This is a genomic window from Sphingobium sp. Z007 (assembly GCF_900013425.1).
Taxonomy (GTDB): Bacteria; Pseudomonadota; Alphaproteobacteria; order Sphingomonadales; family Sphingomonadaceae; genus Sphingobium.
Genome location: NZ_FBXK01000005.1, coordinates 244297 through 266025 on the forward strand (window position 1 = coordinate 244297; position 21729 = coordinate 266025).

A 21729-nucleotide genomic window follows, 5' to 3' on the forward strand; every position below is an offset into this window, starting at 1 on the left:
AGATAAGACCATGGTTCGCATTGGCGCATTCCTCGTCGGCCTTTTCTTTGCTGGCTGGCTGTTCATTTCCTTCCTGATCGGCGCGGTGGCTTATGTCTCCGAGCCGCCGGTGCCGACCGTGGAGCATGAGTTCCACCTGGCGCCCAAACATGTGTCCTTCTCGTTCGACGGACCCTTGGGCAAATTCGACCAGGCGCAGCTGCAGCGCGGCTTCCAGGTGTTCAAGGAAGTCTGTTCGGCCTGCCACAGCCTTAAGTTCGTGGCGTTCCGCGATCTCGAAGCGCTGGGCTATAACGAAGCCGAAGTGAAGGCGATCGCCAAGCAATGGGCGATCAAGACCCCGTCGGTCGATCCGGCCACGGGCGAAGCCTCCACGCGCGAGCCTGTGCCGGCCGATCACTTCCCCAAGCCCTTCGCGAACAATGTCGCGGCGGCGGCGGCGAACAACAATGCGATCCCGCCAGACTTGTCGCTGATGACCAAGGCTCGCCATCACGGCAGCGCCTATGTCTATTCGCTCATCACGGGCTATCAGGCGCAGCCGGCCAAATTGCTGAAGGAATTCCCGGACGCAAAGACGCCGGAAGGGCTGCACTACAATCCCTATTTCGCCAACCTCAATCTGGCGATGGCACCGCCGCTGACCGCCGAAGGCCAGGTAACCTATGGCGACGGCACCAAGCCGACCGTGGACCAGATGGCGCAGGACGTCGCGGCCTTCCTGACCTGGACAGCCGAACCGAAGCTGGAAAATCGCCGCCGTGCGGGCCTGGCGACCATCCTCTTCCTGCTGATCGCCACGGGCCTGGCCTATATGTCATACCAGAATATCTGGGCGGACAAGAAGAAGGCGGCCTGACCTAAATCCGTCACGGACGGGGTTACAGATCGGGGCGCGGTTCCTTGTGGGAGCCGCGCCCTTTCTTTATGGGAGCCGGCATGAGCACCGACAGCCTGACCGCGCTGGTCCGCACTATCCCCGATTTTCCCAAGCCGGGCATAATGTTTCGCGACATCACCACTCTGCTGGCCGACGGCGATGGCTTGCGCGACCTGGTCGATCGCATGGCCGCGGTCGCCCGGCCGCTGGACCCGGACCTGATCGTGGGGATCGAGGCGCGCGGCTTCATCCTGGGCGCGGCCCTCGCGCTGGCGCTGGGCAAGGGTTTCGTGCCGGTGCGCAAGGCGGGCAAGCTGCCCGGCAGGACCGTGGGCATCGACTATTGCCTGGAATATGGCACCGATCGGCTGGAGATACATGAAGGACAGGTGCCGGCCGGGACGCGGGTGCTGCTGGTCGATGACCTGATCGCCACCGGCGGCACGGCGCTGGCCGCCGCGCAACTGCTGCGCGAACAGGGCGCGAGCGTGCTGATGGCATTGTTCGCCATCGATCTGCCCGATCTGGGCGGCATGGCCGCGCTGGCGGCGGACGGCGTTGCGGCGCAGGCGATCATCGCCTTCGACGGCGAATGATGTGATCCTGCGGTCATGAAGCAGGGTTGAAGGCATATGGCAGTGACGGCGAACAGGTGGATAGCGGCCAAGCGTTTCGCCAAGCTGGCGCTTGCGGTCACGGCGTCGGGCTGCGCGGCGCCTTTGCCGCTGCGATCCGCGGACTGTGGAACCGGTGCGCCGATCATCACCGCCGCGCCTGACGGGCGGATGGCGACCACTACCCTGTCCGTGCTCACTTATAATATCGAAGGGCTAAGCTGGCCTGCTCGCTCTGGCCGCGCACCGTCGCTGCGCGCCATCGGCGACCGCTTGGCACGCCTGCGCGCAACAGGAGAGGCGCCCGACATCGTCCTGTTTCAGGAAATGTTCAGCGGCGCGGCGAAGAGAGCGGTGGCCGCGACCGGCTATCCCGCGATCGTCACTGGTCCCCGCCGCACCACCCGCGCCCGCGACGTGACGAAGAAAACGCTGCCCGGAAAATCGCATATCAAGCGCGGCGAAATCGGCCTGCATATAGCGGGCAGCGGCCTGGCCATCGCCTCACGCTATCCGATCGTGCAGGTCGATATGCACGCCTATGGCCGTCGCTCCTGCGCCGGGATAGACTGCCTTGCCAATAAGGGGATCGTGCTGGCGCGCATCGCCATCCCCGGCGTGCCGACGCCGATCGACATCTTCGACACGCACATGAACAGCCGTGGCGCTTCACGCGCGCCGGCCCGTCGCAATCTCGCCGCGCACGACCGCCAGTCGCTAGAAGCCTCCGCCTTCATCGATCGCAGCCATGACGATGCCTATCCGCTGATCTTCGGTGGCGATTTCAACATGCGCCATTCCGAATCGCGTTGGGAGAATTTCTCGCGCTATCAATCGCTCGATCTGGTCCATCGGGTCTGCACCGCCCCCGCGGCGGACTGCGATGTGCGCCTGTCCTGGGACGGCGACGCACCGTGGATGGACACGCAGGATCTGCAGTTTTTCTGGCCGGGCAATAGGGTGTCGATCCACCCGATCCGGGTCGAGTCGATGTTCGACGGCGGCGACAGCGGACCCAAGTTGTCCGACCATGACGGCTTGCTGGTCACCTATCGACTATCCTGGCCCCGGGACCAGCCCGCGCAGGGCTGCTGAGGTCAGGCGGCGCGCGCCAGCGCAGCGGGCAGCATATCGACCGCTCCCGCAAGCCGTTCGTCCAGCAGGCCCAGCAATGCCGTCCAGCTGTCGATATGGTCAAGCTCCCCCGGTCCGTCGGATATGCCGCGCAGGCCCATCAACGGCACGTCGAAACGCGCGCAGGCCCGCGCTACCGCGAACGTCTCCATGTCGACCATATCGGCATCGATCGCGGCATAATCCTCGCCACCGACGATATTCGCGCCGGTCGACAGGCGGGCGAGCGGCAGGGGCAGCGGCGTCGCCAGCGGCAGATCGACGGGGTGATCGATGAACGGCGTGACCCCCTTGGTAAAGCCCAGCCGCGACGCATCCATGTCGCGCCACGACACGCTCGCCACCTGGAATATGTCGCCCAGCGGGCAAAGGCGCGATCCCGCCGAACCCAGGCACACCACAAGGTCGGGCAAAGTGCCTTGTCGCCCAAGTTCCTGCAAAGCCATCCCCGCGGCCAGCGCCGCTTCGACCGGTCCCACGCCGGTCAGCATCGGCCTCAATCGCGCGCGCAGATGCGGCCCATATTCCGCTTCGACCGCCATCACGAACAGCACGCGCCGCCCGCTTATGGTTTCGCACCCCGTCGTCATGGCCGGTCCCGCCCCTTATTGCCTGTCCGTAATGTTCGGGACATCCCTCTGACAGCCGGGCAGGCTATAGTCGAGGCCCCGTTCACTTCACGAGATGACTATGCGCATGTCCGCTCCCATTCACTTCCCCGTCCGATTTGTCGATCAAGACGTGATTACCGCCGCCGATATAGAGGCCTGGGTGAAGGTAGAGCGCGCCCTGTCGGGCAAAGGCGCCGTCTGTCGCACGTCGCGCCAGGGACGTGCCGCCGTCCGCTGAACTGGATCGATAAAAGGATGGAAATGAGAAAGCCCGCCGCTTCACCAGAAGCGACGGGCTTTGTCATGGTGGGCGTGGCAAGGATTGAACTTGCGACCCCTGCGATGTCAACACAGTGCTCTACCACTGAGCTACACGCCCGCCGTGGAGGGGGCCAATAACGGGGGTAGGGCGACCACGCAAGCAGGAAATTGAAACGCGCCGATATTCTTCTGGACAGGGCAGGGACGACCCATATGCTGCGATGCAAACAGGGGGACGCCAAGACATATGCTGCCATCGCCATCTTCGCCCATTCAGGCGGCGCCCCGGCTACCCTTTTATCGTCAGCTCTACGTCCAGGTGCTGGTCGCGATCGCGCTTGGCGTCCTGATCGGGCATTTCTGGCCCGATGCGGGCAAGCAGCTCAAGCCCTTGGGCGAAGCTTTCATCAAGCTGGTGAAGATGATCATCGCGCCGGTCATTTTCCTGACCATCGTCACCGGCATTGCGGGGATGAAGGAACTGGGCGCGATCGGCCGGGTGGCGGCCAAGGCCTTCGCCTATTTCCTGACCTTTTCCACGCTGGCGCTGATCGTCGGCCTGATCGTCGCGAATGTGGTGCAGCCAGGCGCGGGCCTCAACATCGATCCGGCCACCCTGGATGCAGGCAAGGTCGCGGATTATGCGCATAAGGCGCATGAGAGCAGCCTGACCGGCTTTTTGATGAACATCATCCCATCGACGATGGTGTCGGCGGTGGCGGACGGCAACATTCTCCAGGTGCTGTTCGTGGCGATCCTGTTCGGCATTGCGCTCACCATGATCGGCGACAAGGCGCAGCCGCTGATGACGGTGCTCGAATCCGCCAGCCATGCTGTGTTCAAGCTGGTCGCCCTGCTGATGAAGGCCGCACCGATCGGCGCGTTCGGGGCGATGGCCTTCACCATCGGCGAATATGGGGTCGGCACGCTCGCCAATCTCGCCGGGCTGGTGGCGACCTTCTATCTGACCGCGCTGCTGTTCGTGCTGGTGGTGCTGGGGACAGTGGCTTGGTTCGCCGGCTTCAACATCCTGCACCTCATCCGCTATCTGAAGGCGGAACTGCTGCTGGTGCTGGGCACCTCCTCGTCCGAAGCCGCGCTGCCCAGCCTGATCGAGAAGATGGAGCGGGCCGGTTGCCGCAAGTCGGTCGTGGGCCTGGTCGTGCCGACCGGCTACAGCTTCAACCTGGACGGCACCAACATCTACATGACACTCGCGGCCTTGTTCATCGCCCAAGCGTGCAACGTCGATATCAGTCTGGAGCAGCAGATATTGCTGCTGCTGGTCGCGATGATCTCGTCCAAGGGTGCGGCCGGCGTCACCGGTGCGGGCTTCATCACGCTGGCCGCGACGCTCTCGATCGTGCCGTCGGTGCCGGTCGCGGGGATGACGCTGATCCTGGGCGTCGACCGCTTCATGAGCGAAGTGCGGGCGCTCACCAATTTCATCGGCAATGCGGTGGCGACGGTGGTGGTGTCAGCCTGGGAAAAGGGGCTGGACCGCGAACGGTTCAATGCCGCCATGGCCGGCCGACCGCTCGATCCCACGCCGGACATGGAAGAAGTGGTTCCCGATTAAGGCCCGTCGGTGGATGCCGGCACGCTTTCGGCGCCGAACATCCGTTCGACTTCCAGCACCAGGTCGCGCAGGTGGAAGGGTTTGGACAGCACCTTGGCCTGCGGCACCGCCTTGCCGGCCTTCAGCGTGACCGCGGCAAAGCCGGTGATGAACATGATGCGCATGTCCGGCGCCACGGACGCGGCATGTTGGGCCAGTTCGATGCCGTCCATTTCGGGCATCACGATATCGGTCAAAAGCAGGTCAAACCGGTCCGACTCGATATGAGGCAACGCGTCGCGGCCATTTTCCACCGACACGACCTCATAACCCGACCGTTCCAGCGCGCGGGCCAGATAGGTCCGCATGCTCTCGTCATCTTCGGCCAATAAAATGCGAACCATTGCCCCCAACACTCTCATCCGGCCGCTCCGCAGCCCTTGGCGCACACCCGACGGGGTGGCGCGAAGCCGCACTATATGCGACAAGGTGTAAATATTATCCAGCCGGGCAAGATTTTTCGGCACGCTGGCGAAAGGAGCCGCATTGGATCATCCCGCGCCGCGCGCCCCGACCCATAGCGAGACCGCTTTCGACCTTTATGGTCCAGCGATCCCCGATCGCCCCGTCCTGATTTCCGTCCCCCATGCGGCGCGCGCCTATGACGACGATTTGCTGGCCGCGGCGCGCGTGCCTTGGTCGATCCTGCATCGGCTGGAAGATCGCTGGGCCGATCTTCTGGTCCATCCGCTCATCGCCCGTGGCTACACCGTCATCCTCGCCCGCGCGCCGCGCGCGCTGATCGACCTCAACCGGCATGAGCGCGAGATCGACCCCGGCATGATCGCCGACCTGCCGCGCGACGCCGCGCTCCAGAGCAGCGCGAAGTTGCGCGGCGGCCTGGGCCTCTTTCCGCGTCGCCTGCCCGGCACGCATGAATTATGGCGCGGCCCGATGCGCTGGGCGGAGGCGCGCCGTCGAATCGACACGCTGCACCGGCCCTATCATGCCGCGCTGGGCCAGGTGATGGCCGACGCGCGGGAGACGCATGGCCATGCGATCCTGATCGACATCCATTCCATGCCGCCGCTGGCACCCACCGGTGCGGGGCAGCCTGCGCCGGGCGTCGTGCTGGGCGACCGGTTCGGCCGCAGCGCTTCGAACCGGTTGATGACGCTGGCGGCCGATGTCGCGGCGAGCCACGGCCTGACCGTCGCGCAAAACCACCCCTATGCCGGCGATCATCTGATCGAACGCCATGGGCGGCCCGATCATGGGCTGCACGCGCTCCAGGTCGAAATAGATCGGGTGCTATATCTGGACGCGATGCTGGACCGGCCGGGGCCGGGCGTGGCGCGGATGCAAGCGGTGGTCACGCACATGGTGGAAGCGCTGGCGACGGAACTGCCGCGCGCGGGCTATGCGCTCGCCGCCGAATAGGGTTAGCGGCCGGTTTCGATCACCAACCGCGCGCCTGCGGTGCTGAGGTGGTGAGAATCGAAATATAGCGGCTGGCCGTCATGTTCGATCGCGCAGCGGCCGCCGGGGCACAGCGCCGCGACCGGATCGATCAGCGCTACGCCGCGCGCCCGCCAGCGGGCGAAGAGCGCGCGCAGATGCACGGTTCGGGCATCCACATGGGTGCGGTCGACGCCGCGCGCCTCTCCCAGCTGGCCGGCCTGCGCCAGATGGGCCAGGCGGCGCGGCACGTCGAAGGGCTGGGGCGGCACCGGACCGATCAGCACGACTTGCCGCCCTAGCGCCCGGATCGCGGCGATGCTGCGGTCCAGCTTGGCGACAAAGGCGGGATCGTCGAAATCGCCATTGGCCCAGAAGGCGGCGAGATAGATGCGTCTTATCCGCGGATCGGCGCTTATCGCATCGAACGCGGCCTGGTTGGCGGCGGCGCAGCGCGCATCCTTGGCCTCATAACCCAGCACGGGTGGGCAGCTGGACGTTGTACGTTCGATCAGCGATCGACCCTGCACTTTGGCCTCCAGCGACAAGGCATAAGCCAGTTCGACGCCGTGGCTGTCGCCCCACAGCATCGCGTCGGGCGGCACCGCCGCGCCAAGCACGCAGGGCGTCGCGTTGCGCATGAATGTGTCGTGGCACTGCTTGCGCGTGGGCGCGAAGTCCTTTTGCCCGGCGATCTGCGCAAGCACCTGTGGGGCAAAACGGGCAGGCCAGCCGCCCATCGCCAGCAGGCCGAGCGCCAGCGGGCACAGCAGGCCCATCGCCGCGCCGGTGAACAGGAAGATCGCCCGCGCCGGCACGCGCCGCGAATCGCGGAAGGGGCACTCGACCAAGCGCCAGGACAGCGTGCCCGCCAGCAGCGACGCGCCGATGATCGCGATCTGCGTGCCGCCCGCCAGCGCCCGGTCGGTCGCATATTCGGTGAAGACGATCAGCGGCCAGTGCCACAGATAGAGCGAGTAGGAGATCAGGCCCACGCCCACCAGCGGACGCCAGCCCAGCATCCGCCCGATATGTGTGCCCGGCGCAGCATGGATCAGCGCCGCGGCGCCCAGTACCGGGGCGAGGGCAGTGAAACCGGGGAAGGTCGTCGTGCGATCGTAAAGCGCCACCGCCAGCACGACCGCGATCAGGCCGCATCCCGCAATCGCCTCGCGCAGCCAGCGCGCGCGGATGACCGGCACCGCGCCCAGCGCCAGCAACGCCCCGGCAAACAACTCCCAGGCGCGGGTCGGCAGCAGGTAGAAAGTGAAGCCGCTGGTGTCGCGCTGCATGACGATAGCCAGCGCCAGCGATCCCGCCGCGATCGCCGTGACGACCCCGGTGCGCCAGCGCGGCGCATAGCGCGCCAGCAGCATCAGCAGGATCGGGAAGCCGATATAATATTGCTCCTCGACCGCCAGCGACCATGTGTGCAGCAGCGGCTTCACGTCCGCGCCGCCGGAAAAATAGCCGGTGTCGGTGAAGAACCAGAGGTTGGAGGCGAACAGGGTCGCCGCGAGCGCGGATCGCGGCACGCCTTCCAGGTCGCCGGGTAGATAGAGCCAGGCCGCGCAACCCAGCACGACCAGGATCATCAGCGCCAGCGCGGGCATGATCCGGCGGAAACGCCGCTCGTAGAATCGGACCAGCGAAAATCGGCCGTCATCGACTTCGCGAGCGATGATGCCGGTAATCAGATAGCCCGATATGACGAAGAAGATGTCGACCCCGACATAGCCGCCGGAAAAACCCGGCACATGGGCGTGGAACAGCAGCACCGGCAGGATCGCGAGCGCGCGCAAGCCATCTATGTCGCGGCGGTATCGGCCGGCGGCGTGAGGGGCGTTGGCGGTCCCATCCGCTGGTCCCGAAGCTGGCGCTGGTCCGTGCATGGCGTCAGGCTTAACCGCCAAGCCCTGATATTTGCTTTATGCGGGCGGGGGCGACTCGGGGACAGCCGACGATCGGATGGCGGGCCATCACGGCGCCGCTATTTTCGGCAAGCGATTGCGGATTTTGCAATCGCGCTTTTGTCCTTCGCATTTGCGTAAATTCGGTCGGCAGGACAGAAAGACTGTGCCTTTCAGGCATCCTCTCCTAAAACTTTCGGCCGGTCTTGCGATCGGCCTTTTTTTTGTCACGGCGTTGGTCTAGAGGAACGTTGCTGCTCGGCGCGCCAACGATAACAAGTTTCTGGAGAGGAGCCGCCGGTAAGACCGGCAAGGCGAGCCGAAGCATCAGGGGGATCGAGCGCCAAACGCGCTCTCCCCCTTTTTTCTTGTCTGGCTTAGGCCGTCTCCATTTCCTTGCCATAGGCTACGATCGCCGCCACCTCCGCCTTGTCGCCCAGCACCACGCCGACCCGCTGGTGCAGGCCGGTGGCGGGCACGTCCATGATGGGAATGAAGCCGTCGGTCGCTGCGCCGCCTGCCTGTTCGATCAGATAGCTCATCGGATTGGCTTCATACATCAGGCGCAGCTTGGCCTTGCCGGGGTTGTGATGGTCGTAAGGGTACATGAAGATGCCGCCGCGCTTGAGGATACGATGCACGTCCGCCACCATGGATGCGGTCCAGCGCATGTTATAATCCTTGCCGCACGGACCAGCGCCACCCTCTACGCGCTCGTCGACATAGCGGCGGATCGCAGGTGACCATTGGCGGCGGTTGGACATGTTGATGGCGAACTCGCACTTGCCCTGGGGCATCTTCATGTCCGCGTCGGTCATGACCCAGCTGCCCACTTCGCGGTCCAGCGTAAATTCATAGACGCCGGTGCCGACGCTGAGCACCAGCAGCGATTGCGGGCCATAGATGGCGTATCCTGCCGCGACCTGCTGACGGCCATCCTGCAGGAAATCCTCTTCGGTCACTTCGCGCCCCGCGCAGGCGTCGGGGGCCTTGAGCACGGAGAAGATGGTGCCGACGGACAGGTCGACGTCGATATTGCTGGACCCATCGATCGGATCGAACAGCAGCAGATATTCGCCCTTGGGATAGCGATTGGGGATGAGGTGGATCGTCTCCATCTCCTCCGAAGCCATCGCGGCCAGATGCCCGCCCCATTCATTGGCGTCGAGCAGCAGTTCGTTGGCGATCACGTCCAGCTTCTTCTGGATTTCGCCCTGCACATTCTCGCTGTCCAGGCTGCCCAGCACTTCGCCCAGCGCGCCTTTGCTGACCGCATGGCTGATCGTCTTGCACGCGCGGGCGACAGTTTCGATCAGCAGGCGTAGTTCGCCAGGCAGGACATTGGCGTTGCGTTGCTGTTCGATCAGGAAACGGGTGAGCGTGGTCCGGGACATAGGCCGCCTTTCGGAGGAAACGGAAGGATGGGTAGCCTCCTCGCTAGGGGAGACGATCCGCCTAGTCCAGCGCGGGAAGGCGCTCCGCACGCCTGTTAGCGCTGTCATGTGACAAAGCATGTCTCAGGCAGAAGAAGGCGGAACCGGGAGCCGCCGCTTCCGTTTCGGTGCCGTGCCGATCTTTTGCCTTTGCTAGGGACCATCATGGACAGCCTGATTACCGCTTTCACCGATCCTACGGCCTTGGCGGCGCTTGTCGCGCTGGTGGTGATGGAGGTGGTGCTGGGCATCGATAATCTGGTGTTCATCTCCATCCTGACCAACAAATTGCCCGAAGCGCAGCGGCCCAAGGCGCGCAAGATCGGCATCGGCCTGGCGCTTGGGATGCGGCTCGTCCTGCTGTCGATGATCGCCTGGATCGTCGGACTGACCGCGCCGGTGTTCGATCTGGGCATCAGTGGCCCGCTGGACCAGCATGGCGCGCCCACATTCGAAACCGATTTTTCCTGGCGCGACCTGATCCTGATCGCAGGCGGGCTGTTCCTGATCTGGAAGGCGACCAAGGAAATCCATCATACGGTCGATCCGGCGGGCGGCGACGATATGCTGGACAAAAAAAGCGTGGCGACCATCACTTTCGGCGCGGCGATCACGCAGATCATCCTGCTCGACATGATCTTCTCGCTCGATTCGATCCTGACGGCGGTGGGCATGACGGACAATCTGGCGGTCATGTATATCGCCGTGATCGTGGCGGTGACGGTGATGCTGATCGCGGCCGATCCGCTCGCCAACTTCATCGCACGAAACCCGACCGTCGTGATGCTGGCGCTGGGCTTTTTGCTGATGATCGGCGCGGTGCTGATCGCCGATGGCTTTGGCGTGCATGTGCCCAAGGGCTATATTTATGCGGCGATGGCGTTCTCCACGCTGGTGGAGTGTTTGAACATCTTTGCGCGGCGGGCGCAGAAGCGGAAGGGGGCGGGGTAGGGTTACAGCGCCGAAGTTCACACCGTCGTCGGGCTTTTTGGCCCCGACGCCCGTGCAAGGCGCGCAGGATGCCCTCGCGACGCGCCACTAATGCGACGGCCGGGGGCACGGCCAGTTGCGTTGTACGCGCCTGCAAGGCCATAGCGACGCGCCACTGATGCGACGATGACGCGAGGGGCGCGGGCGGCGTATGGATGGCGGGGCGCTTCATCCTTGAGGATGAACCAGAAATTATCCTACATTGGAAGCGTGTTGGATGGGTTAGGGGTGGTAAGACATCGGACGGTCTTGAAGCGACCAAATTACGCTTTCGAAACATGGTGTGCCATTATTTGGAAGCGGATGGTCCCCCTTTTCGTCACCCCAGCGAAGGCTGGGGTCTCAGGCGGTCAAGCGATACCGTCTGACATATCACGCCAATCTGGATTGCTCTCTTCCACCAGCCGGATTTCCATTCCCGTTTCCAGGCTTTGAGCGCCTTCTCGCGGGCGATAGCGAGCGTGATGTCATCATGTGGATCAACCAGAACCAGGCGGGTCAGTCGGTATTTTTTGCAAAAGGCGGAGCCGGTGCCGTTTCGATGGTGTTCGGCGCGCGCAGCGACGTCGGCTGTCACGCCGATACAGAGAACGCCCCTGGGTTTGTTGGTCATGATATAGGTGTAGCCGCCTCGCGCCATGCCCCACTGTAGCGCACAGCCGCCTGAGACCCCAGCCTGCGCTGGGGTGACGGTGGATTTTATGTCCGCTCTACGGCATTTGCGCCCGTAACCGGACTGTTCCCTAACCACCCAATTCAGACGGGAACTCTCCTCCTTGAGTGGCGAGGGATTTTTTGCCGTGAGTGTCCCCCTCCCGCAAGCGGGAAGGGTTAGGGTGGGCTTGCGCGCGGTTGCGTTGGCCCACCCCGCTGCGACTAAGGCGCTGCGCGCCTAAGTCTCGCTTCCCCTCCCGCATGCGGGAGGGGAAGAGGTAGCGGCTATTCCTCACGCCGCGGCGCGGCGTTCCTTCAACTCTTCGTTCAGCATTTCGGCCAGCAGGAAGGCCAGTTCCAGGCTCTGCGCCGCGTTCAAACGCGGGTCGCAATGGGTGTGGTAGCGATCGGCAAGGCATTCGTCGGTGATGGCGATGGCGCCGCCGGTGCATTCGGTGACATTCTGGCCGGTCATTTCGGCATGGATGCCGCCGCCAAAGCTGCCCTCGGCGCGGTGGACGGCGAAGAAGCCGCGCACTTCGGCCAGGATGCGGTCGAAGGGCCGTGTCTTGTAGCCATTGGCCGCCTTGACGACATTGCCGTGCATCGGGTCGCAGGACCAGATGACCGGATGGCCTTCGCGCATCACGGCGCGGACGAGCTTCGGCAGGCCCGCCTCGATCTTGTCATGGCCATAGCGGGTGATGAGCGTGATGCGCCCGGCTTCACGCGCGGGGTTCAGCGTGTCGAGCAGGCGCAGCAGCGCGTCCGGCTCCAGGCTGGGACCGCATTTCAGGCCGATCGGATTGCCGATGCCGCGCAGATATTCGACATGGGCGGACCCTTCGAACCGGGTGCGGTCGCCGATCCACAGCATGTGCGCGGAAGTGTCGTACCAGTCGCCGGTCAGGCTGTCCTGCCGCGTCAGCGCCTGCTCGAACGGCAGCAGCAACGCTTCATGGCTGGTATAGAAGCTGGTCCCGCCAAGCTGCGGCACCGTTTCCGCCGACAGGCCGCAAGCGCGCATGAAGTCGAGCGCTTGGCCGATCTGGTCGGCCATCTGTTCGAACTTTGCCGCCCAGGGGCTGCGCCCCATGAAATCGAGCATCCAGCCATGGACGCGGTCCAGGCTGGCGTAACCGCCGGTCGAGAAGGCGCGCAGCAGGTTCAGCGTCGCGGCCGACTGGTTATAGGCCTGCACCATGCGCTGGGGGTCCGGCTCGCGGCCTTCCGCCGTGAAGGCGATGTCGTTGACATTGTCGCCGCGGTAGCTCGGCAATTCGACGCCGCCGATGGTTTCGGTATCGGCCGAACGCGGCTTGGCGAACTGGCCCGCCATGCGGCCGACCTTCACCACCGGCAGCTTCGACGCGAAGGTCAGCACGACCGCCATCTGGAGCAGCACGCGGAAGGTGTCGCGGATGTTGTTCGGATGGAACTCCGCGAAACTTTCCGCGCAATCGCCGCCCTGCAACAGGAAGGCTTCGCCGGACGCGACCTTGGCCAGGTCCGCCTTCAGATTGCGCGCTTCGCCTGCAAAGACGAGCGGCGGAAACTGGCCAAGCTGGGCCTCCACGGCGGCCAGCGCCTGCGTGTCCCGGTAATAGGGCATCTGGATGCCCTTATGCGCCCGCCAGCTATCCGGCGTCCACTTCGCCGCCACGTCATGTCTCCTTTGGTCACGATAAAATAGGGGGCGCACCTACGCTGGTCCGGGGGCCAAGGCAAGATTGTACCAGTTGGGCCATGGCCGCGCGCAATGATTTGTCCCGATTAGTGTGATCGACGGGCTTATGTCCTACTTCTGGCAGGGCCAGCGTTCGTTGAGCGCGACGCTGACCAGAAGCGAGGCGGGCGTCTTGCGCTGGTCGGGCCAGCGTTCCAGATAGGCGATGACGGTACGGCGCGCATCGTCCGCGCTCATGCGGTCGGGCCAGCAGACCGGGCGCGCGCGGCCGATGAACATGTCCTTGCGGATGCCGTCGACCACGCCGACGATATAGGCGGTGCAGGCCAGGCTATAGGCGGGCGCCGTGTTGCGGCATTTGGCGAGCAGGGTGGTGCCGGTTTCGAACATGAACGCCTGGGCCGCGACCGGGGTGTGGGATGCCGCGAGCAGGGCGGCGGAGAGGAGAGGGGCGAGGAGGGGGTGCATCAATCCTGCCGTTTCGCCGTGAAAGCGAAGGTCAGCGCCACCTGCGGGCCAAGCCCGCCACTGCTGTCACCAGTGCCGACGCCAAAGGGCGCGCGGGCGATGGTGGCGCTACCCGACACTTTGCGGGTGGCGTCCTTGCCGGTCTCATCCTTCCCAGAAAGCGTGAAGCGGATGGTCTGGGGCTTCGACACGCCCTTGAGCGTCAGCGTGCCGCGGGCGCGATAGGCGTTGGGGCCAGTCGCCTCCGCGCCCTTGGCCACGAAGGTCGCGGTCGGGTGCGCGGCGACGCCGAAAAATTCGTCGCCCGGCAGCATGCCGTCCTTGTACGCGTCGCCTACGCTGGCCGAGGCCATGTCGATGGTGACGGCGATGTCGGCGCTATCGGGATGGTCGGGGTCCATCACGATGTTGGCGGTCCATTTGGAAAAACTGCCGCTGATCGTCTCGCCATCATTGCCGACCGAAAAGCCGATCCGGCCGCCCGGTTGCACCGTCCAGGCGGGAGGCGGGTCGACGGGTTCGTCAGCGGTGGCCTGCGTCGCATTGGCGGCTGCATTGTCGGCAGGCGCTGCGGCGTTGACGGCTTCGGCAATGTTAGCGGGCGCGGTTTCGTCAGCGGGTTCTGCCGCGATGGGCGCAGGCGTAGCTTGCGGCGCGGGCAAGATCGCGCGCCCGGCGACGAAACCGACCAGGATCAACGCGGGCAAAGCGACCAGCAGCGCGGTCGAACGCCCCGGCACCATTCGCCAGATCAGGCCATCGCGGATCAGCAGATGATGGCGCAGCGCGCCCGCGACATGCAGCGCCACCAGCGCGATTCCCAGCCAAGCGAGCAGGCCATGGCCGTTTTCGGCCACGCCATGCGCCGCTGCGGGCAGAGGTAAATGGGGCAACGGTATCACGCCGAAGATCAGCGTCGGCACCTTGACCTTCGCCGTCGACACCAGCGCCCAGCCGGTCAGCGGCGCGCCCAGCATGAAGGCGTAGAGGCCGATATGGACGCCCGACGCCAGCGCCCCTTGCCAGCCGCCCTCCAGCTTCGCCGGACGGGGTTTCCAATATCGCACGCCGATCCGCGCCAGCGTCAGGGCCAGCACGGTGATGCCGACCGACTTGTGCAGCTGGTAGAGGGCAAAGCCCCGCGCGCCCAGATCCTCCAGCGCCCAACCGACGGCGATTTGGAAAGCGAGCAGGGCGGCGATCGCCCAATGCAGAAAAATGGCGGTCCGGCTGTAGCGCTGCATGTCGATTCCCTGGATCATGGCGGACCCGAAACTATGATGCCCGCATGGCCGAGTCCATCGGGCGGGCCCGAAACGCTTTGTTGCCGCCCTGTCGCCTTCTGTGTCCCAAAGGACGCAGTTGCGGCATTTTTATGGGCGCGATTGCATCACCCGTCATCCGGGTTAAGAGGTTAGGACGTTTATAATCAGGGAAATAGCAGGACATGGCCAAACCCGAATCCTGGCGTCTGAACGCTGAGGCGTATCGCTTCGTGACCAGCATCGACACGCGGTTCCAGGATCTCGACACCATGGGCCACATCAACAATGTAGCGATTTCCGGCATTTTCGAGACGGCGCGCATCCGTTTCCACCACCATATGGGACGTCATCCGCAGGAGCAGGGGGTGCGCTGGCTGGTGGCCAACGTGAACCTGAACTTTGTCGAGGAATCGCATTTCCCCTATCCGTTCGAAGTCCATTGCGCGATCGGCCACATCGGCCGCACGAGCTGGACGATCAGCTCGGCCGGGTTCCAGAAGGGCGTGTGCGTCGCCACCTGCGACACGACGGTCGTCACCCATGGCGCCGAAGGCCGCCGCGCGATCGACGACACGCTGCGCGAGGCGATGGAGATGAATTTCCTGCGCCAGCCGGACTGATTTCAAGCGTGGCGGGAACAGGCTGTTCTAACGAAAACCCGCCATCCGCCGGCTCCACTGCACGGCGATCACCGCGCCCTTGACCGGCTGGATCATCGCCACCGCCAGCACGATCGCCAGGGTCGGCCAGATCAGCGCCTGCCAGCCGAGCGGTATCGCCAGCGCGCTGTTCACCTCGATCATTAGCGGCACTAATATGTGGCCCAGCAGCAGGATGACGATATAGGCGGGAAAATCGTCCGCCTGATGCAGGTCCAGCGCCAGGCCGCAGTACGGGCAGGCGGGCGCGGTTTTCAGGAAGCGCGCGAACATCCGCCCCTCGCCACAGGCCGGGCAGCGGCCACGCAGCCCAAGGCCGATGGCGGCGCCGGTCGGGCGGTCGGACGGGGGCGCGGGATCGGTCATGGATCGGGAGCTAGGGACTCTGGCCCCCAAGCGCAACGCTGCGCTGCACCCTTAGCGCCTTTCGTACCGCGCAAAGCCTGTTAAGAAGCCCCATGCATCTGCCCGGTCCCCACGAAGCCTATTGCCTGTTCGACGATGCGCGCCCGCGCAGCGTGGCGCCCGCGCGCCTCTACCGCGATCCCGTCGAGATCGTCGTCGCCCATCGCATGGCCGATGTGCAACCCGCGCTCGACCGCATTGCCGAAGCGCAGGAAAGCGGCCTGCATGTCGCGGGCTATATGGCCTATGCCGCGGGATTGGCGCTGGAGGATCGACTGGCGCCGATCGCGCGGAGGCATGATGCGGGCGCTGCGCCGCTGCTGTGGTTCGGCCTGTTCGAAGGGGTGCGGCTGATCCCGACCGGCACGCTGCCCGATATGCTGCCCGACCCGGCAGGCGCGACGGTCGGGCCGCTGCGCCCGCTGGTGGATGAGGCTGCTTATGGCGTGGCCTTCTCCCAGGTGCAGGATTATATCCGCGCCGGCGACATTTATCAGGTCAACCTGACTTTCCCCTGCGACGTGGATGTGACCGGCGACCCGCTCGCCCTCTATGCCGCCGTGCGGCCGCGCGCCGCGGCGGGCTATGGCGGGGTAATCCGTACTGGTGATCGATCGATTTTGTCCTTTTCGCCCGAACTCTTCTTTACTCAGGTCCGCGGGCAGCTGACCGCGCGGCCGATGAAGGGCACCGCCACCCGCGCCGCCGATCCGGACGCCGACGCCGCGCAGGCGCTGTGGTTGCAAAGCGACGCGAAGCAGCGCGCCGAAAATCTGATGATCGTCGATCTGCTGCGCAACGATCTGTCGCGGGTGTCGCGCGCGGGCAGCGTGACCGTGCCCGACCTGTTCAAGGTCGAAACCTATCCCACCGTGCATCAGCTGGTGTCGACCGTGCGTGCGCGCATCCTGCCCGGCCTGTCGCCGGTCGACGTGCTGCGCGTGCTGTTTCCCTGCGGCTCCATCACCGGCGCGCCCAAGGTGCGGGCGATGGAGATCATCGATGCGGTCGAACCCCATGGCCGCGGCGTCTATACCGGCACGATGGGCTGGATCGACCCGGAGGGCGACGCCGCCTTCAATGTTGCCATCCGCACCATTTGCGTCGAAGACGGCGCAGGAACGGGCCGGCTAGGGCTGGGGTCCGGCATCGTCGCGGATTCGGATTGCGCATCCGAATGGGCGGAGTGCCTGGCCAAGGGGCGTTTCCTTTCGCTCCCCTGACCTTGGGCTTGATCCACAAGGGGTGGTTGACTTTTGGCGCGCAAGGGCTTGAAAAGTTTCAATGGCATTGGCTGACGGACGGTTCGACCTCATCGAAACCATGGCCTTCGACCCGCTCGAAGGCATCAGGTTGCTGGAACTGCATCTGGCGCGGCTGAAGGCGAGCGCCGACGCGCTCGGCTTCCATGTCGATCGCCATGATGTGCGCAACGAATTGCAGGCCGCGACCTTCCGCCTGCGCGACCGCAGCCGGGTGCGGCTGATGGTGTCGCGCGGCGGGGCGATCGCGATCGAGGTGCGCGATCATCGGGGCTGGCCCGACCCGATCATGAAAGTCGCCGCGGTGCCGCGCCATGCGCCGGCGGACGACCTGCGGCTGCGCCACAAGACCAGCGATCGTAGCCTCTATAAGGACGCGCTGAAACGCGGCGGCACCTATGAAGTGCTGCTGATCGACGCGCAGGGCTATCTGACCGAGGGCTGTTTCTCCTCCATCTTCGTCGAGCGGGGCGACAAGCTGGTGACGCCGCCTTTGGCGCGCGGCCTCCTGCCCGGCATCCTGCGCCAGAGCCTGATCGATATGGGGGAAGCGGTGGAAGGCGATCTGCGCCCCTATGATCTGGAGCGCGGCTTCTTCATCGGCAATGCGGCGCGGGGCATGGCCGCCGCGACATGGTCACGGTGACTGGGCTGCAATAGCCGGGCTATTCTGCCGTAAAGCCAATAAGCGGCATCTGGCGGTTGCCCCGTCTTCCGTTGCGCACTAAGGGACGCCGCGTCCGCTTTTATTGCGGGCCTTGGGGATTCTTCAGCGAGTTTATTACCATGAGCCAGACTTCCGCCGCCTTGGGTCGTATCCAGCCGTCCGCTACGCTCGCCATGAGCGCCCGCGTGAACGCGCTCAAAGCGCAGGGTGTGGACGTCATTGGCCTGTCGGCCGGCGAACCGGATTTCGATACCCCCGATTTCGTCAAGGAAGCCGGCATCGCTGCGATCCGCAACAACCTGACCCGCTATACCGACGTGGACGGCACTGCCGACGTCAAGGAAGCGGTGATGTTCAAGTTCAAGCGCGACAATGGGCTGGATTACAAGCGCAGCCAGATCAGCGTCAATTCGGGCGGCAAGCATACGCTGTTCAACGCGCTGGTCGCCACGGTCGATGTGGGCGATGAGGTCATCATCCCGGCGCCCTACTGGGTCAGCTATCCCGATATCGTGAACTTCGCGGGAGGCACCCCAGTCTTCATCGAAGGGCCAGCGAGCCAGGGTTACAAGATCACCGCCGACCAGTTGGAAGCCGCGATCACGCCGCGCACCAAATGGGTGATGCTCAATTCGCCGTCCAACCCGTCAGGCGCGGCCTATTCGGCGGATGAACTCAAGGCGCTGGCCGATGTGCTGCTGCGCCACCCGCATGTGCTGGTGATGACCGACGATATGTATGAGCATGTCTGGTATGCATCGACCCCCTTTGCCACCATCGCGCAAGTATGCCCGGACCTCTATGAGCGTACGCTGACGGTCAATGGCTGTTCCAAGGCCTTCTCCATGACCGGCTGGCGCATCGGCTTTGCGGGCGGCCCCGAATGGATCATCAAGGCGATGGGCAAGCTGCAATCGCAGTCGACCAGCAACCCCTGCTCGATCAGCCAGGCCGCCGCCGTCGCGGCGCTCACAGGCCCGCAGGATTTTCTGGAAGAGCGCAACGGCGTGTTCCGCAAGCGTCGCGACATGGTCGTCGCGATGTTGAACGACGCGCCGGGCCTCGATTGCCCGACGCCCGAAGGCGCCTTCTACGTCTATCCTGATGCCAGCGGCGTGATCGGCAAGGTGACGCCAAAGGGCGTGACGATCGACAGCGACGAGACGCTGATCGCCTATTTCCTGGACGAGGCGAAGGTGGCCGCGGTCCATGGCGCCGCCTTCGGCCTCTCGCCCGCCTTCCGCATCAGCTATGCGACCTCGGACGAGGTGCTCAAGAAGGCCTGCACGCGTATTCAGGAAGCCTGCGCCGCGCTTCGTTAAGGCTAAAACCGCACCGGCCCACACCCCCACCCGACCGCCCATCCAGGATATACTGGGGCGGTCGGGTGGGGGTGTGGGCCGGTGCGGCATCGCCGCGATCAAAAACGTCACAAAATGGAAACGGTCCTTTTCCCGCCATGCCGTCTTGCGATTGACGCGGCATGGCTTATATGCCCGTTGCATAGAGAAACTGATTTAAGGACTGCCGCCTTTCGTCGTTCTATCCCTGGCACTGGTCGAAACCCGCTCTCGCTTGGTCGGCCGTTCAGTCAGGGGCAAGGCGCATGGAGGTAGTCAACAGGTCGAGACGGCCTGAACCATATTTTAGAAAGGCGTTGGCCATGATGGCGTTCCTGAAGTCCGATCTGTTCCTCCGCTTCCTGGGGGGCTTCGCCATTGGCGCGGTCGGCATGGTCATGCTCCAGCCAAAGGAAGCCCCCATGTTCGGATCGACCGCGATTGCGGCGACATCGACCGACCGTGCGGCGCTCTAACCGCCTCACCTTGATCGCTTTGGCGGCGTTTGCCGTCGCGACGCCCCTGCGCGCCGAGCGTGCCGTCCTTGCCCCCGTGCCTGCCATAGACGCCGCGCCCACGCGCAAGTTGGAGACCGCGGTGTTTGCAGGCGGCTGCTATTGGGGCGTGGAAGGGGTCTTCTCCCACGTCAAAGGTGTCCAACTCGTCGTCTCCGGCTTTGCCGGGGGACCAAAGGACCGCCGTGTCGACTATGAAACGGTCAGCGGCGGCGACACCGGCTTTGCCGAGGCGGTGCGCGTCACCTATGATCCCGCGCAGGTCAGCTACGGCACCTTGCTGCGCATCTTCTTCTCGGTCATCGCCGATCCCACCACGCTCAACTATCAGGGGCCGGACCATGGCACCCAATATCGCAGCGCGATTTTCCCGTTGAACGCGGAGCAGGGCAAGGCGGCGAGCGCCTATCTGGCGCAGATCGGGAAGTCGGGCCTGTGGCGCGACCCCGTGGTGACGAAGGTGGAGCGCTTCACCGGCTTCCAGAATGCCGGGCAGGACCATCAGGATTTCATGCGCAAGAATCCGCGCCACCCCTATATAATGCGTTGGGACGCGCCCAAGCTGGCGGCGTTCAAAGTGATGTTCCCGACGCTGTATCGGGCGACGCCGTCGGCCTGAACGATCAGCGGGTTTGTTTGACCGACATGGACAGGCTGCGCACCTTACGCCGATAGACATTGATGCCCGCCTGCACGCTGATGCCGGGCGCGACCGTCCATGTCGCCATGTCATCCTGCTTGGGATCGCCGGGGCCGGGGACAGGATCGCCGGCGTTGAGGCTGGGTGACACGATCGCGGCGACATCTTTGCTCGTCAAGCGCGTCGATCCTGATCCCGTGACCTGGCAGACTGCACGATAATCACCGTCCATCGGCGCGATCAGCGACAGGAGCAGGCCATTGCGGTGGAATATGCGCGGCAACTGCGTCACGCCGGCGCCCGCGATGATGCGCGGGGTGGTTTCGGTCCAGCCTTGGGTGACGACGTGGGCGGCGATCATATCCAGATCGGGAAATCCCTGGCGGCAGCTGTCGTTAAAGGCCTGGAGATAGGCGGCGGGGTCGGCCTCTGGCTCTTGATGGGCCTGCGCGGGCAAGGATATCAGCAGGACAAGGACAGCAAGAAGATGGCGCGGGGAAAGCAGCATGACGGCGGCTCCTTCAACAGGGAGCGTCCGGGCCTAGTCCAGGCGGTTTAATAGTAGATGAAAGAGCGGGCGCGATGGGCGCGATGATTCCGCCTCGTGCCGCCATCGTGAGGGGCATGATGATCGCTGCCCTGTTCTCCCCAAAGCAAAGGGGCGGAGCCTGCATCCAGACTCCGCCCCTTTGGGGTTCGTAAAACAGCGCGTCGTGCTTATTTCGGCGACAGCACCATCAGCATCTGGCGGCCTTCCATGCGGGGATAGGCTTCCACCTTCGCGACTTCCTGGACATTTTCCGCCACGCGCTGCAGCAGGGCCATGCCGAGCTGCTGGTGGCTGAGTTCGCGGCCGCGGAAGCGCAGGGTGATCTTCACCTTGTCGCCGTCGCCGATGAAATCATGGACCTTCTTCATCTTCGTATCATAATCATGATCGTCGATGTTAGGACGCATTTTGATCTCTTTGAGTTCCTGCGTCTTCTGGGTCTTGCGGGCGATATTCGCCTTTTTCTGGGCTTCGTATTTGAACTTGCCGATGTCCAGAAACTTGCAGACCGGCGGATCGGCATTGGGGGAGACTTCGACCAGGTCAAGGCCCACTTCGGCCGCCTGCTCGATGGCTTCCTGCGTAAACATCACGCCCAGATTTTCGCCTTCGTCGTCGATCACGCGCACCTTGGGCACGGTGATGAACTCGTTATACCGGGGGCCGGACTTCGGCGGCGGCGCCAGCGGGCGGCGCATCATCGGGGGACGTATAGCAGTATCTCCTCTGGTCGTTGCAAAAACGAGTGGCTCTTAGCGGCTTTTTGGC

Annotated in this window: 23 protein-coding genes, 1 tRNA gene and 1 pseudogene; 13 read left to right on the plus strand and 12 right to left on the minus strand. The window is 64.4% G+C overall.

What is annotated here, in order from left to right; genetic code table 11:
• Window positions 1-10: 10 nt before the first annotated feature.
• From CEQ44_RS09115 to CEQ44_RS09125, 3 genes are all read left to right on the plus strand, one after another.
• On the plus strand, window positions 11-859 hold the full coding sequence (locus CEQ44_RS09115; RefSeq protein ID WP_088184458.1) for a cytochrome c1: 849 nt from the start codon (window positions 11-13) through the stop codon (window positions 857-859).
• Between the two features lie 80 nt (window positions 860-939).
• Window positions 940-1476 carry an adenine phosphoribosyltransferase gene (locus CEQ44_RS09120; protein WP_088184459.1) on the plus strand — a complete coding sequence of 179 codons (537 nt, stop codon included), beginning with the start codon at window positions 940-942 and terminating at the stop codon, window positions 1474-1476.
• A 36-nt stretch (window positions 1477-1512) separates the two neighbouring features.
• The gene (locus CEQ44_RS09125) at window positions 1513-2589 is read left to right on the plus strand and encodes an endonuclease/exonuclease/phosphatase family protein (protein WP_088184460.1); all 1077 of its coding nucleotides are present in this window, start codon (window positions 1513-1515) and stop codon (window positions 2587-2589) included.
• A gap of 2 nt (window positions 2590-2591) precedes the next feature.
• Here CEQ44_RS09125 and CEQ44_RS09130 read toward each other — a convergent pair whose 3' ends face one another.
• Complete coding sequence (locus tag CEQ44_RS09130) at window positions 2592-3218, minus strand: 5'-methylthioadenosine/S-adenosylhomocysteine nucleosidase (RefSeq protein WP_088184461.1); 627 nt, start codon at window positions 3216-3218, stop codon at window positions 2592-2594.
• 106 nt (window positions 3219-3324) lie between these two features.
• On the opposite strand from CEQ44_RS09130, the gene CEQ44_RS24375 reads away from it, so the two are divergent.
• Complete coding sequence (locus CEQ44_RS24375; protein ID WP_176400336.1) at window positions 3325-3477, plus strand: hypothetical protein; 153 nt, start codon at window positions 3325-3327, stop codon at window positions 3475-3477.
• A 66-nt stretch (window positions 3478-3543) separates the two neighbouring features.
• On the opposite strand, the gene CEQ44_RS09135 is transcribed toward CEQ44_RS24375, so the two are convergent.
• Window positions 3544-3618 (minus strand) — tRNA-Val (locus CEQ44_RS09135).
• Between the two features lie 129 nt (window positions 3619-3747).
• On the opposite strand from CEQ44_RS09135, the gene CEQ44_RS09140 reads away from it, so the two are divergent.
• On the plus strand, window positions 3748-5079 hold the full coding sequence (locus CEQ44_RS09140; RefSeq protein ID WP_088184462.1) for a dicarboxylate/amino acid:cation symporter: 1332 nt from the start codon (window positions 3748-3750) through the stop codon (window positions 5077-5079).
• Here the strand turns inward: CEQ44_RS09140 and cpdR are convergent.
• Window positions 5076-5462, minus strand: coding sequence for a cell cycle two-component system response regulator CpdR (cpdR, locus tag CEQ44_RS09145; protein ID WP_088184463.1), 387 nt, complete (start codon window positions 5460-5462; stop codon window positions 5076-5078). The genes CEQ44_RS09140 and cpdR overlap by 4 nt on opposite strands.
• 142 nt (window positions 5463-5604) lie before the next feature.
• On the opposite strand from cpdR, the gene CEQ44_RS09150 reads away from it, so the two are divergent.
• Window positions 5605-6498 carry an N-formylglutamate amidohydrolase gene (locus CEQ44_RS09150; RefSeq protein ID WP_088184464.1) on the plus strand — a complete coding sequence of 298 codons (894 nt, stop codon included), beginning with the start codon at window positions 5605-5607 and terminating at the stop codon, window positions 6496-6498.
• A gap of 2 nt (window positions 6499-6500) precedes the next feature.
• Here CEQ44_RS09150 and CEQ44_RS09155 read toward each other — a convergent pair whose 3' ends face one another.
• Complete coding sequence (locus CEQ44_RS09155) at window positions 6501-8408, minus strand: acyltransferase family protein (RefSeq protein WP_088184465.1); 1908 nt, start codon at window positions 8406-8408, stop codon at window positions 6501-6503.
• A 395-nt stretch (window positions 8409-8803) separates the two neighbouring features.
• Complete coding sequence (locus tag CEQ44_RS09160; protein WP_088184466.1) at window positions 8804-9820, minus strand: class 1 fructose-bisphosphatase; 1017 nt, start codon at window positions 9818-9820, stop codon at window positions 8804-8806.
• Between the two features lie 204 nt (window positions 9821-10024).
• Here CEQ44_RS09160 and CEQ44_RS09165 point away from each other — a divergent pair, with 204 nt between their 5' ends.
• Window positions 10025-10810 (plus strand): TerC family protein, encoded by a 786-nt coding sequence (locus tag CEQ44_RS09165; RefSeq protein ID WP_088184467.1) that lies wholly within the window; start codon window positions 10025-10027, stop codon window positions 10808-10810.
• A gap of 389 nt (window positions 10811-11199) precedes the next feature.
• On the opposite strand, the pseudogene CEQ44_RS09170 reads toward CEQ44_RS09165, so the two are convergent.
• The 4 genes and pseudogenes from CEQ44_RS09170 to CEQ44_RS09185 all read right to left on the minus strand — a co-directional run bounded on the left by CEQ44_RS09170 (window position 11200) and on the right by CEQ44_RS09185 (window position 14902).
• Window positions 11200-11489 (minus strand): annotated as a pseudogene (locus tag CEQ44_RS09170) (GIY-YIG nuclease family protein).
• 306 nt (window positions 11490-11795) lie between these two features.
• Entirely contained in the window at window positions 11796-13166 is a 1371-nt protein-coding gene (locus CEQ44_RS09175) for a class II 3-deoxy-7-phosphoheptulonate synthase (protein WP_088184468.1), read from the minus strand.
• Window positions 13167-13301: 135 nt separating this feature from the next.
• Complete coding sequence (locus CEQ44_RS09180) at window positions 13302-13658, minus strand: Rap1a/Tai family immunity protein (protein WP_176400337.1); 357 nt, start codon at window positions 13656-13658, stop codon at window positions 13302-13304.
• A complete protein-coding gene (locus CEQ44_RS09185) occupies window positions 13658-14902 on the minus strand; it encodes a YceI family protein (protein WP_088184513.1) in 1245 nt (414 codons plus the stop codon). Before CEQ44_RS09185 ends, CEQ44_RS09180 begins: the two co-directional genes overlap by 1 nt.
• A gap of 203 nt (window positions 14903-15105) precedes the next feature.
• On the opposite strand from CEQ44_RS09185, the gene CEQ44_RS09190 reads away from it, so the two are divergent.
• A complete protein-coding gene (locus tag CEQ44_RS09190; RefSeq protein WP_088184470.1) occupies window positions 15106-15543 on the plus strand; it encodes a thioesterase family protein in 438 nt (145 codons plus the stop codon).
• 27 nt (window positions 15544-15570) lie between these two features.
• On the opposite strand, the gene CEQ44_RS09195 is transcribed toward CEQ44_RS09190, so the two are convergent.
• Window positions 15571-15948 carry a DUF983 domain-containing protein gene (locus tag CEQ44_RS09195; RefSeq protein WP_088184471.1) on the minus strand — a complete coding sequence of 126 codons (378 nt, stop codon included), beginning with the start codon at window positions 15946-15948 and terminating at the stop codon, window positions 15571-15573.
• Window positions 15949-16040: 92 nt separating this feature from the next.
• Between CEQ44_RS09195 and pabB the strand changes: the two genes are divergently transcribed.
• From pabB to msrA, 5 genes are all read left to right on the plus strand, one after another.
• A complete protein-coding gene (gene pabB / locus CEQ44_RS09200) occupies window positions 16041-17210 on the plus strand; it encodes an aminodeoxychorismate synthase component I (RefSeq protein WP_088184472.1) in 1170 nt (389 codons plus the stop codon).
• 61 nt (window positions 17211-17271) lie between these two features.
• Complete coding sequence (locus CEQ44_RS09205; protein WP_088184473.1) at window positions 17272-17895, plus strand: aminotransferase class IV; 624 nt, start codon at window positions 17272-17274, stop codon at window positions 17893-17895.
• Between the two features lie 140 nt (window positions 17896-18035).
• Window positions 18036-19238 carry a pyridoxal phosphate-dependent aminotransferase gene (locus CEQ44_RS09210; protein ID WP_088184474.1) on the plus strand — a complete coding sequence of 401 codons (1203 nt, stop codon included), beginning with the start codon at window positions 18036-18038 and terminating at the stop codon, window positions 19236-19238.
• 341 nt (window positions 19239-19579) lie between these two features.
• Window positions 19580-19732, plus strand: coding sequence for a hypothetical protein (locus tag CEQ44_RS24380; RefSeq protein ID WP_176400338.1), 153 nt, complete (start codon window positions 19580-19582; stop codon window positions 19730-19732).
• Window positions 19719-20390 carry a peptide-methionine (S)-S-oxide reductase MsrA gene (gene msrA, locus CEQ44_RS09215; RefSeq protein WP_088184475.1) on the plus strand — a complete coding sequence of 224 codons (672 nt, stop codon included), beginning with the start codon at window positions 19719-19721 and terminating at the stop codon, window positions 20388-20390. The genes CEQ44_RS24380 and msrA overlap by 14 nt, the downstream gene beginning before the upstream one ends.
• Before the next feature lie 4 nt (window positions 20391-20394).
• On the opposite strand, the gene CEQ44_RS09220 is transcribed toward msrA, so the two are convergent.
• Window positions 20395-20919 (minus strand): hypothetical protein, encoded by a 525-nt coding sequence (locus tag CEQ44_RS09220; RefSeq protein WP_088184476.1) that lies wholly within the window; start codon window positions 20917-20919, stop codon window positions 20395-20397.
• Window positions 20920-21128: 209 nt separating this feature from the next.
• On the minus strand, window positions 21129-21662 hold the full coding sequence (infC, locus tag CEQ44_RS09225) for a translation initiation factor IF-3 (RefSeq protein WP_088184477.1): 534 nt from the start codon (window positions 21660-21662) through the stop codon (window positions 21129-21131).
• Window positions 21663-21729: the final 67 nt, after the last annotated feature.